The 16,351-nt window shown below is 55.3% G+C and carries 12 protein-coding genes; 8 read left to right on the top strand and 4 right to left on the bottom strand.

Annotated features, from left to right (window positions below; translation table 11 throughout):
- The first annotated feature begins 132 nt into the window (after nt 1-132).
- The 3 genes from uspA to BUB06_RS16980 all read left to right on the top strand — a co-directional run bounded on the left by uspA (nt 133) and on the right by BUB06_RS16980 (nt 3,693).
- On the top strand, nt 133-570 hold the full coding sequence (uspA, locus tag BUB06_RS16970; RefSeq protein WP_039474394.1) for a universal stress protein UspA: 438 nt from the start codon (nt 133-135) through the stop codon (nt 568-570).
- A 291-nt stretch (nt 571-861) separates the two neighbouring features.
- On the top strand, nt 862-2,205 hold the full coding sequence (gdhA, locus tag BUB06_RS16975; RefSeq protein ID WP_039474396.1) for an NADP-specific glutamate dehydrogenase: 1,344 nt from the start codon (nt 862-864) through the stop codon (nt 2,203-2,205).
- Nucleotides 2,206-2,379: 174 nt separating this feature from the next.
- Complete coding sequence (locus BUB06_RS16980; RefSeq protein ID WP_010298204.1) at nt 2,380-3,693, top strand: NAD(P)/FAD-dependent oxidoreductase; 1,314 nt, start codon at nt 2,380-2,382, stop codon at nt 3,691-3,693.
- 6 nt (nt 3,694-3,699) lie between these two features.
- Here BUB06_RS16980 and BUB06_RS16985 read toward each other — a convergent pair whose 3' ends face one another.
- The 3 genes from BUB06_RS16985 to prlC form a co-directional block, all read right to left on the bottom strand.
- Nucleotides 3,700-5,595 (bottom strand): bifunctional metallophosphatase/5'-nucleotidase, encoded by a 1,896-nt coding sequence (locus BUB06_RS16985; RefSeq protein ID WP_039474398.1) that lies wholly within the window; start codon nt 5,593-5,595, stop codon nt 3,700-3,702.
- 152 nt (nt 5,596-5,747) lie between these two features.
- The gene (rsmJ, locus tag BUB06_RS16990) at nt 5,748-6,494 is read right to left on the bottom strand and encodes a 16S rRNA (guanine(1516)-N(2))-methyltransferase RsmJ (protein WP_010296507.1); all 747 of its coding nucleotides are present in this window, start codon (nt 6,492-6,494) and stop codon (nt 5,748-5,750) included.
- Nucleotides 6,491-8,533, bottom strand: coding sequence for an oligopeptidase A (gene prlC, locus BUB06_RS16995; RefSeq protein ID WP_039474401.1), 2,043 nt, complete (start codon nt 8,531-8,533; stop codon nt 6,491-6,493). The genes rsmJ and prlC overlap by 4 nt, the downstream gene beginning before the upstream one ends.
- A gap of 323 nt (nt 8,534-8,856) precedes the next feature.
- On the opposite strand from prlC, the gene BUB06_RS17000 reads away from it, so the two are divergent.
- The 4 genes from BUB06_RS17000 to BUB06_RS17015 all read left to right on the top strand — a co-directional run bounded on the left by BUB06_RS17000 (nt 8,857) and on the right by BUB06_RS17015 (nt 14,111).
- On the top strand, nt 8,857-11,406 hold the full coding sequence (locus tag BUB06_RS17000; protein WP_039474403.1) for a TonB-dependent hemoglobin/transferrin/lactoferrin family receptor: 2,550 nt from the start codon (nt 8,857-8,859) through the stop codon (nt 11,404-11,406).
- 181 nt (nt 11,407-11,587) lie between these two features.
- Complete coding sequence (locus tag BUB06_RS17005) at nt 11,588-12,100, top strand: sigma-70 family RNA polymerase sigma factor (protein ID WP_010296516.1); 513 nt, start codon at nt 11,588-11,590, stop codon at nt 12,098-12,100.
- Entirely contained in the window at nt 12,097-13,086 is a 990-nt protein-coding gene (locus BUB06_RS17010; protein ID WP_039474406.1) for a FecR domain-containing protein, read from the top strand. The genes BUB06_RS17005 and BUB06_RS17010 overlap by 4 nt, the downstream gene beginning before the upstream one ends.
- 203 nt (nt 13,087-13,289) lie before the next feature.
- Nucleotides 13,290-14,111, top strand: a complete 822-nt coding sequence (locus tag BUB06_RS17015) for an energy transducer TonB family protein (RefSeq protein WP_039474409.1) — start codon at nt 13,290-13,292, stop codon at nt 14,109-14,111.
- A 10-nt stretch (nt 14,112-14,121) separates the two neighbouring features.
- On the opposite strand, the gene BUB06_RS17020 is transcribed toward BUB06_RS17015, so the two are convergent.
- On the bottom strand, nt 14,122-14,415 hold the full coding sequence (locus BUB06_RS17020; RefSeq protein ID WP_005968196.1) for a DUF2623 domain-containing protein: 294 nt from the start codon (nt 14,413-14,415) through the stop codon (nt 14,122-14,124).
- Nucleotides 14,416-14,634: 219 nt separating this feature from the next.
- Between BUB06_RS17020 and BUB06_RS17025 the strand changes: the two genes are divergently transcribed.
- Nucleotides 14,635-16,326 carry a molecular chaperone HscC gene (locus BUB06_RS17025; RefSeq protein WP_039474412.1) on the top strand — a complete coding sequence of 564 codons (1,692 nt, stop codon included), beginning with the start codon at nt 14,635-14,637 and terminating at the stop codon, nt 16,324-16,326.
- Nucleotides 16,327-16,351: the final 25 nt, after the last annotated feature.

The raw sequence follows: 16,351 nt of genomic DNA on the forward strand, positions 1-16,351 counted from the left end.
AAAACGGGTTGTGATCGACTGAACAGTCCGATAGCACGGACGAGTGCTATCCTATAATCCGCTGTTAAGTATTAGAGCGGCAGGAGAAATATCTGCTAACCCTTAATTAGTCTTTACGGAAGGAGTCTTATTATGGCTTACAAACACATCCTTATTGCTGTTGACCTTTCTCCAGAAAGCAAAGTGTTAGTGGAAAAAGCGGTTTCAATGGCAAGACCGTACAATGCGAAAGTGTCGTTAATCCACGTCGATGTGAACTACTCTGATCTTTACACAGGGCTGATTGACGTCAATCTGGGTGACATGCAACAGCGTATCTCCGAAGAAACCCAAAACGCGTTGACTGAGCTGTCCCAGAACGCAGGTTACCCTATCAGCGAGACGCTGAGCGGCAGCGGCGATTTAGGGCAGGTTCTGGTTGATGCGATTAAGAAATACGACGTCGACCTCGTGCTGTGCGGTCACCATCAGGACTTCTGGAGCAAACTGATGTCGTCGGCACGCCAGCTGATTAATACCGTACATGTCGACATGCTCATCGTGCCGCTGCGTGATGATGAAGACGAATAAAAATTAGCTTTTTTTGCATTTTTTTTCAGTGACGAAAGGCACGGCTTTTTAGCTGTGCCTTTTGTTATATAACAAAAACTTATGGCAAATTTCCCTTCCCAAATCGCCGAAAAACCCTTCCTATCTCATTGGATTCTAACGTTTATCTGAAAAGAAAACGCTTGCTTAAATATCCATCGCCAGTGTTATAGTCCAGAGGACACAACATCATTTTCACCGATCCCACAAGCTTCTGCGTGTCTAAAAATAAAGAAGCAGACGGGAGATTATTCGTTCAATCAGGAGCTGTTCATGGCACAAATCGTATCTCTGGCAAGTTTTCTTGATTCTGTTCAACAACGCGATCCGCATCAGCCTGAGTTTCTACAGGCCGTTAATGAAGTCCTTTCCACTCTGTGGCCTTTTTTGGAGCAGAACCCTCACTATGCGGATTACAGCCTGCTGGAACGATTGGTAGAACCGGAACGCGTGATTCAGTTCCGCGTCGCATGGACGGACGACAAAGGTCAGGTACAGGTGAACCGCGCCTGGCGTGTCCAGTTCAGCTCCGCGATCGGCCCGTACAAAGGCGGCATGCGTTTCCACCCGTCCGTTAACCTGTCGATTCTGAAATTCCTCGGATTCGAGCAGACGTTCAAAAATGCGCTGACGACGCTGCCAATGGGCGGCGGTAAAGGTGGTTCGGACTTTAACCCGAAAGGGAAAAGCCAGGGTGAAGTCATGCGCTTCTGTCAGGCGCTGATGACGGAACTGTATCGTCATCTGGGGGCGGATACGGACGTTCCGGCGGGTGACATCGGCGTGGGTGGCCGCGAAGTCGGATTCATGACCGGCATGATGAAGAAGTTGACCAACAACACCGCGTGCGTCTTCACCGGTAAAGGATTGTCGTTCGGCGGCAGTCTGATCCGTCCTGAAGCGACGGGCTACGGCCTGATCTACTTCACGGAAGCGATGCTGAAACGCCACGGTCTGGGCTTTGAAGGCATGCGTGTCGCGGTATCCGGCTCCGGTAATGTGGCGCAGTACGCGATTGAAAAAGCAATGGAATTGGGTGCGCGCGTGGTCACGGCATCGGATTCCAACGGCACGGTAGTGGATGAGAACGGGTTTACCCCAGAGAAACTGGCGCTACTGGAAGAGATTAAAAACAAACGCTATGGCCGCGTGGAAGATTACGCGCGCGAAGCGAAACTGACCTACCTCGCAGGCAAAACGCCGTGGGAAGTACCGGTAGACATCGCGCTGCCGTGTGCGACGCAGAATGAACTGGATCTGCCAGCGGCGCAGACGCTGATTGCTAACGGCGTGAAAGCTGTGGCAGAAGGTGCCAACATGCCAACCACGATCCCTGCGACCGACGCGTTCCTGGATGCTGGCGTGCTGTTTGCGCCGGGCAAAGCGGCCAACGCTGGCGGCGTGGCGACATCTGGGCTGGAAATGGCGCAGAACGCGGCACGTTTAGGATGGAAAGCAGAGAAGGTGGATGCGCGTCTGCACCACATCATGCTGGATATTCACAATGCCTGCGTGCAGTACGGCGGTGAAGACAGCCAGACTAACTACGTGCGCGGCGCCAATGTGGCGGGCTTTGTAAAAGTGGCCGACGCGATGCTGGCGCAGGGCGTCGTGTAACACCTGCTTTACTTAAAGCGCCTGTATTCGCAGGCGCTTTGACTTTTCACTTATTTCTCTAAGTTTTAGCGACATTTCTTGCTGGACACCGCTTCCTGCCTTTCTTTATCTTAATCAGCATTGCGTATCGTCAGTCTTCTGGTACAACCCGTTCTCTTCAAGGCTTACACCATTGTGAAAATCAAACATCTTCCTTTCGATCAGAATCGTAATGGCTGGTCGGCAGATCTTGTCGATAAACCGAATTACCCGCAGCAGCGTGGAAAAACAACGGCCGACTGGCTGGTGATCGGCGCTGGCTATGCGGGGATCGCCTTTGCACAGCGTTTGGCTGAACAGCGCCCGGATAAACATATTATCCTGCTGGATGCGGGCGAGATTGGCGACAATGCCTCCGGGCGTAACTCCGGTTTCGTCATCGATTTACCGCACAACATCGGCAGCTCGACCGCCGAGCTGGAAAAAGCGGCGGCTTATCGTCGCCTGTTGCAGTCTGGCGTGGCGCATCTGAAGGAGAAGGTGGATCGCCATGCTATTGCGTGTGACTGGAGCGTGGCGGGGAAATATCACTGTGCTGTGAGTTCAACGTTTAACGGCCTGATCGATACCTATGTCCGTGAGTTAAACGATCTTGGTGAACCCTATCAGGTGGTGGAAAAAGACGAACTTGCGCGCCGCTTAGGCACATCTTTCTATCATCGTGCCGTGTATACGCCCAATTGTATTCTGCTAAACCCAGCGGCGCTGGTGGTCGGGCTGGTGGCGAATCTGCCGAAGAACGTCACGGTTTACGCCCATTCACCCGCGCTGAATATCGAGACTGGATCGCGCATTCGCGTGGAAACGCCGTACGGCGAGATTCAGGCGGATAAGCTGATGATGGCGATTAACGGCGCGGCGCGCGGCCTGCCGCTGTTCAATGGTCGGGTGTTTGCCGTGGCAACCTTTGCGACGCTGACCGAGCCGCTGAACGCGGAGCAGATAGCACGCATGGGTGACATGCCGGACTGGGGGCTAACGCCGGTCAATGCGCTGGCCAGTGCGACGTTGCGCTATACGCGCGACCATCGCTTCCTGATTCGGGAGCATGTGAAATTTACCCCGGGACTGGTCAATAGCGCGGTAGAAACTGGACGCCACGCGCGTCGCCATGCTGCTATTTTTGCCCGGATGTTCCCGCAGTTGAGCGACGTGAAGATGGCGCATACCTGGTCAGGGCTGATTAGCGTAACGCGTAACGGCGCGCCAATTTGGGGGCAGCTAAGCGACAATGTGTATGCGTCCGCAGGCTGTAACGGGGCGGGACTGTCGAAGCAAACCGCTGCCGGACATATTCTGGCGGATTTGGCGCTGGGTGAAGACAACCCGCTGATCGGCGATATGCAGTCGCTCGGACAGGCAAATTACTTGCCGCCACGCCCTTTCCTGGATGTGGGCGTGAACGGCTACCTGACGAGCGAGCGCTGGAAAGCCCGCAGCGAGAGATAATGTCGGTTAGTTAATCGCCGCGATAATCGTTAGCTGATCGTTCAGACGTTGTTTGGTTAACGCGTTGGTGGCGCTGTCGCGCTGTTGCGTCAGTTCCGCTACGCGTTTCTCCCGCTGCGTGGCATCCGGCAGCAGTAACGATTTCACGTTGATGGATTGTACGTTGCTGTAGCGGCCATCGTCTGACGTCGGCACGCTGATTTTTCCGCTGTTTAGCAGCGATTCGACGATGTGGCGTTCGCGCTCATAGCCCTGCAATCCCGCCAGCTTCCAGCGCTGCGGCACCGTACCTTCGTATTGGCCTTTTTTCACCTCGGTCAGATAACGGATGGTTAGGTTACGAATCGTGCCTGCTTCTTCGCCATATTTCGCTTTGGTATCCGACAGCACCGGGAACTGCATGCCTTCCAGTACGCCGCCTTTCTGCGTCAGGTGGCCCATGCGGTAGCTGTTCATACCCAGACGAATCGGCATCTTGTCGGTAACCCGCATCCCGTTATTCAGTTTCAGGTCGGTGATGCGCTGCCCGGCGGGTTTCGTCAGATCGATGGTGTACGTCACGCCGTCGAAGAAATCATTGGTGGAATACTTGGACGCGCGACGCTGCGGATTGAAGCTGTAAGTCACATCGCCGTCCTGCAACTGGTTGAAGTAACCCGCTGACCATTCCATGTATTTCTTCAGTTCTTTTCCGGTGAGCTGATAAACCGTGATCTCGCCGCCAGCATATTGATAGTTAAAGGCAATGTCCTTCGCGGCGATGGTGCCGACATTCAGCTTGGGCTTGTCGTTATCAATTTGCAGCGCGATGACCTGCGCTTTAGGGGCGTAATGACGGCTGGCTTCCTGGAACAGGGCGCTGATGCCGGTGTCCTGTACATGTACCTGAGGAATACCTTTCACGGCATCTTGCGGTACCAGATCGTGCCCGAGGAGCTGCGCGATCGGACGGTTAGCGTTGGCGCGCAGGGTATTGTGATAAGGCTCGTAGATGTCTTCCATCTTGCGGTCAGAATCCACGTCCTTAATCGAATAGGTGTAGCTGTCTTTGTTGATCAGCACGTACTTGCCGTTCTGCTGCTCAAACTGCAAATCGATGCGTGACAGTGCGCGGCCATATCTGTCCGGTTCGGTGACGATCACGCCATTAATCACTTCTTTATCCACTTTTACGTGCATATGACCTGCGACGATGGCGGCTAGTTCAGGGTTCGCACGGGCAATATCGCCGACGCCAGTACCCGGTCGCTGATTCTCGTTATCGATTCCCATATGGGCGACCAGCACGATGGCATCCACTTTGCCGTGGATTTGCTGGATAACGGTTTTTACCGCCCCGACAGGATCGGTAAAGTTCAGCCCTTTCACGCGGTCGGTGCCCTTGGCGAATTCCGCGGTCATCGGCGTATCCATACCGATGATGCCAATCTTCACGCCCTGCCGTTCGACAATCTTATAGGCGGGTAAGTAAGGTTTACCGCTTTCCCAAAAAATGTTGCCCGCTAGCGCGGTGCCTTTGAACTGGTCAAGCGAGGTGGAAAGTACGTTCAGGCCGAAATCGAACTCGTGGTTACCCATGACCCAGACGTCATAATTCATGGCGTTAAAACCAAGAATCATCGGGCTGGTTTTGTCATTTTTGAAGGTTTCGACAAAGTTGCCCTGAATGGTGTCGCCCGCATCAACCAGAATCACATTCGGCTGCTGCGCACGGACTTTATGCACCTGTGTGGCGATCTGACTCAGGCTGCCAGCCATGTTGGCGGTGTCGGTGGCGTAATCCCAGGGAACAAAGGTGCCATGCAGGTCGGATGTCCCCAGAATCGTAATATTGACGGGTTCTTGAGCGGCCATAGCAGAAGTACTCAAACAAAGCAGAAGTGACAGAAGCGTTTTTTTCATTATGTCATCTTAGTGTCATAAAAGGTGATAGCGCGGAATTATGCGAGTTGCTTCTCATTAGTGCCACAGACTTTGCAAAAGCAGCGTAGGAAATGCGAAGCAGGGTAAGTTTTTAGTCGCCGATACGCTTAGCGTCGCGGCGATGAGATTTATCAGACAGGAAGATAGAAATCGAAGCGATGGCTTTTGGTTTCCAGCATGGACTGTGCCGGCACGCCAGCTAGCGGCGGTGCATAGTCTGGTCGCTTCACCACGACGCGTTTTTTCGCCAGTGCGCGTGCGGGTTCCAGCAGCGCATCGGCGTCGTCATCCGCACCCACCAGCGACTGAAACACCCGCATCTCTTTCTTCACCAGTGCGCTCTTTTGTTTGTGTGGAAACATCGGGTCGAGATAAACCACATCCGGTGGCGGCGTGATATCGCGCAGTGCGGTCATACTCGACGCGTGCAGCAGTGTCAGCCGCTCCCGTAGCCACGGGCCAATCTCTGCGTCCTGATAACCACGTTGCAATCCGTCGTCCAGCAGGGCTGCAACCACCGGATTGCGCTCCACCATGCGTACGTGGCAGCCTAATGCTGCCAGCACAAAGGCATCGCGTCCCAGTCCGGCCGTCGCATCCACGACATCCGGCAGGTAATCTTTTTTGATACCGACGGCTTTAGCGACAGCCTCGCCGCGTCCGCCACCAAAGCGACGGCGATGTGCCATCGTCCCGGCAACGAAATCGACGAAGATAGCGCCGAGCTTCGGTTCATCCTGCTTGCGCAATTCCAGACGTTCCGCTGTCAGCACCAGCGCCATGACCGCATCGGGATCGGAAACCAGCCCCCAGCGTGCGGCCAGAGAAGATAAGGCGCCACTATCGGCGCCTTCTTCTGCGATTAAGCAGATGCTCATCCTTTGATGCCGTAATGCGCAAGCATGGCATCCAACTGCGGTTCACGGCCACGGAAGCGTTTGAACAGCTCCATCGGCTCTTCGGAACCGCCGCGGGTCAGGATGTTATCCAGGAATGACTGACCGGTTTCACGGTTGAAGATACCTTCTTGCTCGAAGCGGGAGTAAGCATCCGCTGCCAGCACGTCGGCCCACAGATAGCTGTAGTAGCCTGCGGCATAACCGCCTGCGAAGATGTGGCTGAAGGCGTGTGGGAAGCGGCCCCAGCTTGGGCTTGGCACCACGGCCACCTGCGCTTTGATTTCAGCCAGCGTCGGCAGAATCTGCGCGCCTTTCGCAGGATCAAACTCGGCATGCAGGCGGAAATCGAACAGGCCGAATTCCAGTTGGCGCAGAATGAACAGTGCAGCCTGATAGTTCTTCGCCGCCAGCATCTTCTCCAGCAGTTCCTGTGGCAGCGGCTCACCGGTTTCGTGGTGGCCGGAGATAAAGGCCAGTGCTTCAGGTTCCCAGCACCAGTTTTCCATGAACTGGCTCGGCAGTTCGACCGCATCCCACGGTACGCCGTTGATGCCCGCGACACCGGCGGTATCGATCTGGGTCAACATGTGGTGCAAGCCGTGACCGAATTCGTGGAACAGCGTGGTGACTTCGTCGTGGGTGAACAGCGCGGGTTTGCCGTTGACCGGACGGTTGAAGTTACAGACCAGATAGGCGACCGGTTTTTGCAGTTCGCCGTTGCCTTTGCGTAGTTTACCCGCGCAGTCGTCCATCCAGGCTCCGCCGCGTTTGTGTTCACGAGCGTATAAATCGAGGTAGAAGCTGCCGCGCAGTTCACCGCTTTCATCGAACAGATCGAAGAAGCGAACGTCCGGGTGCCAGACATCGACGTCTTTACGCTCTTTGGCGGTGATGCCATAGATGCGTTTAACCACTTCGAACAGGCCGTTCACCGCGCGTTCTTCCGGGAAGTACGGACGAAGCTGCTCATCGCTGATGGAATACCGATGCTGTTTCTGCTGTTCGCTGTAGTAGGTGATATCCCAGGCCTGCAATTCATCTACGCCGTAGTGTTCTTTGGCGAAGGCACGCAGCTGCGCGAGTTCTTCTTCAGCCTGTGGACGGGCGCGTTTCGCCAGATCGGTCAGGAAATCGAGTACCTGCTGCGGGTTTTCCGCCATTTTGGTCGCCAGTGACTTGTGCGCATAGCTATCGAAGCCCAGCAGCTGTGCCAGCTCGTGACGCAGTGCCAGCTTTTCCGCCATCACATCACTGTTGTCCCACTTGCCCGCGTTTGGCCCCTGATCGGATGCGCGCGTGCCGTAGGCGCGGTACATCTCTTCGCGCAGCGCCTGATTGGTGCAGTAAGTCATCACCGGCAGATAGCTTGGGATATCCAGCGTCAGCAGCCAGCCCTCTTGCTCTTTCGCTTCTGCCTGCGCTTTGGCCGCTGCCAGTGCGCTTTCCGGCATGCCATCCAGCTCGGCGACATCGGTAATCAGCTTGTTCCAGCCCATGGTGGCATCCAGCACGTTGTTGCTGTATTGCGAACCGAGTTCGGACAGACGAGCAGAGATTTCACCGTAGCGTTTCTGTTTTTCCGGCGACAGGCCGATACCGGACAGCTCAAAATCGCGCAGCGCGTTATCAACGGATTTCTTCTGCGCCACGCTCAGTGCGGTGTACTGTTCGCCGTCACGCAGGCTGCGGTAAGCCTGATACAGCCCGGCATGTTGGCCGACCCAGGTGCTGTGCTCGGACAGCAGCGGCAGACATTCTTCATAAACAGCACGCAGCTCTGGGCTGTTCTTCACCGCGTTCAGATGGCTGATGGGTGAGAAGATGCGGCCAAGACGATCGTCGCTGTCAGCCAGCGGTTGGCACAGATTATCCCATGTAAACGGCCCCGCTTGCGCCACCACGCGTTCTACCGTCTCGCGGCATTCATCCAGCGCGGATTTCACCGCAGGGACAATATCTTCCGTTTTGATACTGGAGAACGGGGGCAGGGTAAATGAGGTCAGTAATGGATTCGTCATGGTGCCGTCCTGATAATTGTGGGTGATCTCGTTGCCGGTAAGTGAAATCCGTTGCAGAGAGAAACCGGCAAGGCGGATATCTATTGCGGATTAATCACTAAGATGAGGTCAAGCGCTATGAAAATCAATGGTGGAGGGTGTACCGCTCGTGACCAAAGGTGCATTTTGCCGCCATAAATAAGCGCCATGCGTTACCTGAACATCATCGCTAACGCCGTGTTAAATGCTTTCCCCCGAAAATTTTTGCTATTTTTCTGCCCGATTTTGTTTTTCGCGTGACCTACCTGATGTGTCTTTTTTTTCAATATTTCAGGGGAATGACAATGGCGATAAATAATCATAATGGCGGGCGCATCGCGCATAAACCCGCCTTCACGGTGGCGCGGGCAGTGCATCTGGCACTGTCTGGCGTGTTGATATTGAGTGCTGGAGCAGCCAGCCCGGCGTTGGCGGCGGAAACTGCCGCTGCGACTACGGCACCGACAATAACGTTTTCCATTCCGGCGGGGTCGCTAGGGACCACGTTGCAGGCCATCGCCAGCCGCGCCAATGTCATTCTCACGTTTTCTCCCGATCAAACACAGAATAAAACCAGCGGGAGTCTGCAGGGAACCTACACCGTTCAGGCCGCTTTTGCGGCTGCGCTGGCCGGGACGGGACTGAGTGCGGTACAGACCGCCACGGGCTATCGGCTGGAGTCCGCGCTTGCCGCTGAGGGAAGCGACGGCAGCCTGATGATCCCGACGCTCTCGGTGGTTGGCGGCACATCGGACAGCGCCGCCGCCGGACGTTCTGTGCTGCGTCAGGCCGATGTGGACCGCGCGCAGGCTGATAATATTGCCAGCCTGCTCGATAAACTCCCCGGCGTGTCGATGGCGGGTTCTCCCCGACCGGGTGGGCAGAGCCTGAATATCTGGGGTATGGGCGATATGGAAGACGTCAAAGTCGTACTCGACGGCGCGCCAAAAGGCTTTGAGAAATACCGTCAGGGCTCGGTATTTATTGAGCCTGAGCTGATTAAGCGGATCGATGTCGATAAAGGGCCGCATGATATTCGTAGCGGTAACGGCGGCTTCGGCGGCACCATTCACGTTGATACCAAAGACGCCAGCGATCTGCTGCTGCCGGGAGAAAATTTCGGCGGGATGGTCAAATACAGTTATCACACCAACGATCGGCAAAATATCTACAGCGGCGCGCTGTATGGCCGCACGGAAGAGGGGATGGCTGACGGCCTGCTCTATATGAGCAAGCGTGATGGCGACAACATCGAACGTCCTGATGGTACGCGCTTTGTCTACTCCACCAGCGATATGGCGTCTTACCTGATGAAGACCAACATCTACCTGACGGATGCTCAGACGCTGACGCTCTCCGCGATGCGCTCCGAATCTGACGGCTGGCAGCCGTTTGCCGCTAAGCGCGACGATATGGCGGCACCGACACAGGCGGAAATCACTCGCTACGGTTGGGAAGAAGCCTGGCGGCGTAAGCTGGTCTACCGCGATCAGGTCGATAAAAACTACTCGCTGAAATGGAATATTGCACCGGAGGATCAGCCGTGGCTGAATCTGACGGCGTCATTTGCCACCTCGAAAACCGAACAGCATGACCGACGCCCTGATTCAGCTTCGCAGAGTAGCTATCTGGGCACGCTGGGGAATGAAAGCTGGGTAAGCTATAAAGATCAGCTCGCGGAAGTCAGTAACGAAAGCCAGTTCACGACGGGGCCATTCGACCATAAACTGCTGGTGGGGATGCGTTGGCATCAGCATAAGCGTGACACGCTGATTTACTATCCGTCCGGCAAGAACAACGCCGAGTATAACTATGGCTATTTCCAGCCTTACTACATGCCGGCTGGTGAGCAGGAAACGCGTAGTTTGTATGTGCAGGACGCTGTGACGCTGGGTAGCGTAACGATCACGCCGGGCGTGCGCTATGACCATGTGACGAATACGGGGAAACCTAATGCTGCGCCACGTTATAACAGCAGCATTCTGGCCGCGGGACATGACTACAGCAGCGTGACCTATACAGGCTGGTCACCGCGTATTGGTGCGTTATGGAAAGCGACGGATAATCTGTCTCTGTTTGCCGATGCCAGCCGAACCTGGCGCGCACCTGTCGTTGATGAACAGTATGAAGTGCAATCTGCGGCATCCAGCGTGCCGGGAACCAGCCGTAATCTGGAAGTGGAAAGCATTAAAGCATTTCGTCTGGGCGCGATTCTAGACTTCAATAACCTGATGCTGGAAGAAGACAGCCTGCAAATTCGTACCACGCTGTTCCGTAACCGCGGTAAAAACGAAATTTTCTACCGTCGCGGTATCCTGTGTGAAGCGCAGACGCAGAGTGGCACGTCATCATCTTGCGGGCAACCGCTCTCTAACTACCGCAATATGCCGGGCTATACCATTGAAGGGGTCGAGATTGAATCCTTCTACGACAGCCGCTGGCTGTTTGGCAGCCTGTCCTTCTCTTCCATTCGCGGCGAGCGCGATGCATCACCGCGTAACCCGTGGGGCAATAAAACCTGGATTGCTGAAATCCCACCGACAACAGCACACGCCACGCTGGGCACCAAGATCCCACGTTTGGATATGGCGGTAGGCTGGACGGGGGACTTTGTACGCAAGCAAGATCGTTCACCTGCTGATGGCGATCCACAGGCCGATATCTGGGCGTTACCGAAGAGCAAGGGATACGTGCTGCATGGTTTGTTCGCCAGCTGGCAGCCGCAGACGATAAAAGGATTTGAGGCGCGTGTGACGGTCGATAACCTGCTGAATACCGATTATTACCCGTATCTGGGAGAATCTGTATCCGGCGTAGGACGTAACGTAAAAATCAGCGTGTTACAGCGTTTCTGATCGCGGTGCTCGGGGCGGATAGTCTTGCCGCCCCGTTAGCGAGGGGATGTTGCATGGGCGTAATGCAAATTCAGCAAATTTGAATAATTTTCGTTTAGGAACTTGACAGTCAGAGGGAAAAAACATAAATAAGAACGATTATCATTCTTATTGTTTAAATAGCGCTCTGGGGTAAAGTTCGATGGTGAGGAAAGCGACGGCCAGCGTTAATGACTTTGCCCAACAGCTCTATTTCGATCATCACCGCTGGCTGTGTAACTGGCTGCGCCATAAACTGGACTGCGCCCAGCATGCGGAAGATCTTGCTCAAGATACGTTCCTTAGCGTGCTGATGAACCCGGAACTGCTCACGATTCGCCAGCCGCGCCCGTTTCTGGCTACCGTGGCCCGCCGTTTGGTCGCCAATCATTATCGTCGTAAAAAGATTGAAGATGCCTATCTGGATGTCTTGAGCACGCAGCCGGATGCCTGTATGCCATCTCCAGAAACACGTCTGCTTACCCTCGAAATTCTTGAACAGCTTGATGCCGCATTGGATGGCCTGCCAGCACCGGTCAGAGAAGCGTTTTTGCTGGCGCACCTCCACGGCATGCGCTACAGCGATATCGCCGAACGTTTGCGGGTTTCCAGCAGTTCAGTGAAACAGTATCTGCAACGCGCCAACCTCCAGTGTTTCTTTGCACTGCCGCTATGAACGATCGCACGTTTTATCGTGACAGACAGGGTCAGCCGATTCAGCCAGACAGCGCGCGTGAAGCGGTGGCATGGCTGACGCAGCTGATGTCCGACAGCGTCACGGAACAGGATCGCCGCGAGTGGCAGCGTTGGCGAGAAGCCTCGCCGGATAACGAACAGGCGTGGCAGCATATTGAATCTGTGTGTGCCAATCTGGGTCAGCTTAACGCACGGGCAGCACACCAAAGTCTGTCGACGCTTAACGGTATGCAGCGCCGCAGCGTACTCAAAGCGCTGGCGATACTCTGCCTGACCGGGGGCGCTGGCGTGGCCGGATCGCGCACCGACCTGTGGCAGTCGTTGACGGCGGATTACCAGACGCAGGTGGGCGAACAGCGCCATGCGGTATTGGAGGATGGCACGACGCTGCTGCTGAATACGCAGACAGCGCTGAATGTGGCCTACGGTGACGATCTACGCCAGCTCACGCTGATTCGTGGTGAAGTGATGATCGAAACCGGTCAGGCGGAGAAGGCCGCGTTGTATCCGCGGCCTTTCATTGTGACGACGGCGCAGGGAAAAGTGCAGGCGCTGGGTACGCGCTTCAGCCTGCGAGTGCAGGATGAACACACGCAGGTGGCGGTGTATGACGGCGCGGTAAGGCTTCATCCGCAGCAGAACGGTCAGGATGTTCAGGTGGTGAAAAGCGGACAGACGGCGACGTTCACCACGCAGCGCTGCGGCCAGATAGAGACGGCGAAGGCTGAGCCTGCCTGGGTGAAAGGACAGCTGCTGGCTGATAATCAGCGTCTGGTGGATTTTGTTGATGAACTGAGCCGTTATCGCAGCGGTGTCATTCGTTGCCAGCCGGAGGTGGAAAGCCTGCGGTTTTCCGGCGTATTCCCGCTGTCTGATACCGATAATATTTTAGCGGCGCTGGTGGAGGCGCTTCCTGTACAGGTACGTTATTTCTCTCGCTACTGGGTTCAGATTGCTGCGCGATAAAATATCCTGCCAAAACGTAATAACATTACTTTTTATGCTGTTTTCACTTTTTTTCTGCCCGATCCCCGTAGCTGAACGACCTACTATTATCTCGGTTGATTGTTTTATACCTAACGATGTGATGAAGAACGCATGATGACCTCCTCGGAACCCCATTCATTGGGCGTGCTGCCCCTGTCTCCACGGCGAGGGGGTGTAGGCTAATGGCTGCACAGACGCTGAAATACAATACGGTTCAGCCCGCAACGACGGTTCGTTGGGGGAGCGGCTGGCTGCTGGCATTGGCACTACACGCAGGGCTGATTATCTGGGTTAGCTACCATGCGCTTGATTCCTCCATTGAAGCGCCGCCGCCCGCCATGATGTTAATGGTGGCGGATAGCGTGCAATCGACGCCTAGTCCTCAGGATGCGCCTGTCGGCCCGCAGCAGACGCTGTCCACACCGCAAGAAGCGGCGGCTCAACCGGAAAAAATGACGCAAGACGTGCCGTTGCTTGCGCCCGCGCCGAATCCAGTGATGGCGGCAGCGCAAAAGGAAAAGCCGCAGCCGCAGAAAAAAGTGCAGAAAAAAATGGAAAAACCGGTGCAGGAGACGACGCCACAGGAAGAAGTGGCACCATCGGAAAAACCGCCCGCACCCGTCACCAGCGCACCGCTGCCGGGCAGCAGCCAGCAAGTCGCTGCGCCCTATAACAGCGATGCCGCGCAGATGCGCAAAGGGGTTGCGGACTGGAGCAGCCAGCTGCTGGCGCACCTGAGCCGCTATAAACGTTATCCGGCGCAGGCGGCGCGGCAGCGATTGCAGGGAGTCGCCCAGATTCGCGTGACGTTGGATCGGGCGGGGAACGTGCTGGCCGTCTCGTTAGCCAGCAGCAGCGGTGTGGTGCCGCTGGATAAGGAGTCTGTCGCTTTGCCGCAGCGTGCTCAGCCACTTCCGGCTCCACCAGCAGAGGTGATTGGGGATAACGCGCAGCTCACCATCACTATCCCCATTAGCTTCGATTTACGGGAAGTGCGCCGCTAGCGGGTATCCACTAACGTGGCGTGTGTGCGTCATAGCCTGCATAAAAAAATCGAATCGCGTAAGGGTTGCCTTGTTCAGTAAAGAACTCCGCGACTCGCTCCCGCTCCAGCCCGTAGCGGCGTGATAACAACCCTGCCTCGAAGGCCGCCTGCTGGCGGTCGCCTTTGGTTTCAGCCAGATTATGAGCATAGCCACAGATATAGCCGCGCCGATAGTCGTAGCAGTAGGGATTAATGTCGTTGGTGGATTTTGGATTGGCGGATCTCAACCCCGCGAGGACGCCCCGCTCAAAATGGTTTCCCATGGTAATGCTCCGTAAATGATCGTTATATATTAAATAATATAACGCTTATTTATCACTCACCAGATCTGTTGAAAAATATTCCTGAATCCGTCGTGTGCGGTCTTTTCCTGAGCAAGATGTATATACTATTGCCCTGCTCGCCGAGCGGGCTATTGATCTGCGCCTGATGGGCACTCTGGGAATAGGTAGTGTACGGAATGGTTAATAAGGAATAACAGCATGACGCACCCGCAAGACGCTTCTCTGGCGATTGGTATCGATCTGGGCACGACGAACAGCCTGATTAGCGTTTGGCAAAATGGCGAGGCCCGCCTGATACCGAATGCGCTGAATGATAACTTCACTCCCTCGGCCGTCAGTATTGATGAAGACGGCAGTATTCTGGTCGGCAAACCTGCAATTTCTCGTTTGACGACGCACCCACAGGTGTCGGCGTCGCTCTTTAAGCGCTACATGGGGAGCAAGAAAACCTTCCGGCTCGGGGATAAAACGTTCTCCCCCGCTGAGCTGTCGGCCATGGTGTTGAAATCACTCAAAGCCGATGCGGAAAGTTACCTTGGGCACCCCATCAAGGACGTGGTGATCTCCGTGCCAGCCTATTTCAGCGATGAACAGCGTAAGCAGACGCGTTTTGCAGCAGAACTGGCAGAGCTGAATGCGGTTCGCTTAATCAATGAACCCACCGCAGCCTCGATGGCCTATGGCTTACACACGCAGGAATTGGGACGTACGCTGGTCTTCGACTTAGGCGGCGGCACTTTCGACGTCAGTGTGCTGGAATATGCGTTTCCGCTGATCGAAGTGCATAGCTCGGCGGGCGACAACTATCTGGGGGGAGAAGATTTCACGCAGGCGATGGTGAAAACCTGTCTGAAAGCGTGGAAACTTGAGGATTCGGCGATTCCCGCAACGGATCTGGCACGTCTTTACAGCCATGCGGAAGCGCTGAAATGTCAGCCCGGCTTTCCTTCTCAATCGAATGAACTGGTATGGCACTGGCGCGAGGAAGAGTGGCGCATCGTACTGGATAATGAAGAAATCGAAGCGGCCTGGCTGCCGTTGATGAACCGCATTCGCGCGCCGATAGAACAGGCGCTGCACGATGCCCGCCTGAAACCGGAGCAGCTAGACCACGTGGTGCTAGTCGGTGGGGCATCAAAGATGTCGATTATCCAGAAGCTGGTGGTCAGGCTGTTCGGCAAATTACCTTATCAGCATCTGGATGCGGATACCGTTGTCGCCAAGGGCGCGGCGGTGCAGGCCGCCTGTCGGCTGCGTGAGCAGGATATCGAAGAAGTGATCCTGACGGACGTTTGCCCGTATACCCTCGGGATTAAGACCGCCAACGATAAGCAAAATGGCCTGTTTTCCCCGATACTGGAGCGCAATACGGTGGTGCCGACCTCGCGGGTCGAGACGTTTTCCACTGGCTCTGCCGGGCAGGACAACATCTGTATCGCGATCTATCAGGGGGAGAGCCCTTACGTCGATAACAACGTGTTTATCGATGAATTCACCATGCCGATAAAAGCGAAATCTTATAAGCAATCCATCGAGGTGCGTTTCAGCTATGACATCAATGGGCTACTGGAAGTGGATGTTAACCTGCCGGACAGCGGCGATACCTTCACGAAAGTGATCGATCGCAGCCCGACGGGGCTGAGTGCCGAGCAACAGCAGAAAAGCCACCAGAAACTGCAAGCGCTGAAGATTCACCCTAGAGATAACCTGATGAACCGCAACCTGTTGGCGCGGCTGGAAAAAGCCTGGGCGCAGACGCGTCTGGAAGAGAGGGAGCAGATCGGTTTCTGGCTACGGGATTTTGAACAGGCGCTGGCAGGGCAATATGCACCGGCAATTGACGAAGCGCGGCAGCGTATTGAGCGGTATCTGGATGAGGTATTTCGGTGATGTTTGGGCGGCGTGTCATTGCTAC

This window comes from Pectobacterium carotovorum (assembly GCF_900129615.1).
Classification (GTDB): domain Bacteria; phylum Pseudomonadota; class Gammaproteobacteria; order Enterobacterales; family Enterobacteriaceae; genus Pectobacterium; species Pectobacterium carotovorum.

What these genes read in the sequence shown, in the direction of transcription:
- gdhA (WP_039474396.1), top strand. Translation starts at nt 862, where the DNA reads ATGGCACAAATCGTATCTCTGGCAAGTTTTCTTGATTCTGTTCAACAA.
- BUB06_RS17000 (WP_039474403.1), top strand. Translation starts at nt 8,857, where the DNA reads ATGGCGATAAATAATCATAATGGCGGGCGCATCGCGCATAAACCCGCC.
- BUB06_RS17010 (WP_039474406.1), top strand. Translation starts at nt 12,097, where the DNA reads ATGAACGATCGCACGTTTTATCGTGACAGACAGGGTCAGCCGATTCAG.
- BUB06_RS17025 (WP_039474412.1), top strand. Translation starts at nt 14,635, where the DNA reads ATGACGCACCCGCAAGACGCTTCTCTGGCGATTGGTATCGATCTGGGC.
- BUB06_RS17015 (WP_039474409.1), top strand. Translation starts at nt 13,290, where the DNA reads ATGGCTGCACAGACGCTGAAATACAATACGGTTCAGCCCGCAACGACG.
- BUB06_RS17005 (WP_010296516.1), top strand. Translation starts at nt 11,588, where the DNA reads ATGGTGAGGAAAGCGACGGCCAGCGTTAATGACTTTGCCCAACAGCTC.
- prlC (WP_039474401.1), bottom strand. Translation starts at nt 8,533, where the DNA reads ATGACGAATCCATTACTGACCTCATTTACCCTGCCCCCGTTCTCCAGT.
- BUB06_RS17020 (WP_005968196.1), bottom strand. Translation starts at nt 14,415, where the DNA reads ATGGGAAACCATTTTGAGCGGGGCGTCCTCGCGGGGTTGAGATCCGCC.
- rsmJ (WP_010296507.1), bottom strand. Translation starts at nt 6,494, where the DNA reads ATGAGCATCTGCTTAATCGCAGAAGAAGGCGCCGATAGTGGCGCCTTA.
- BUB06_RS16985 (WP_039474398.1), bottom strand. Translation starts at nt 5,595, where the DNA reads ATGAAAAAAACGCTTCTGTCACTTCTGCTTTGTTTGAGTACTTCTGCT.
- uspA (WP_039474394.1), top strand. Translation starts at nt 133, where the DNA reads ATGGCTTACAAACACATCCTTATTGCTGTTGACCTTTCTCCAGAAAGC.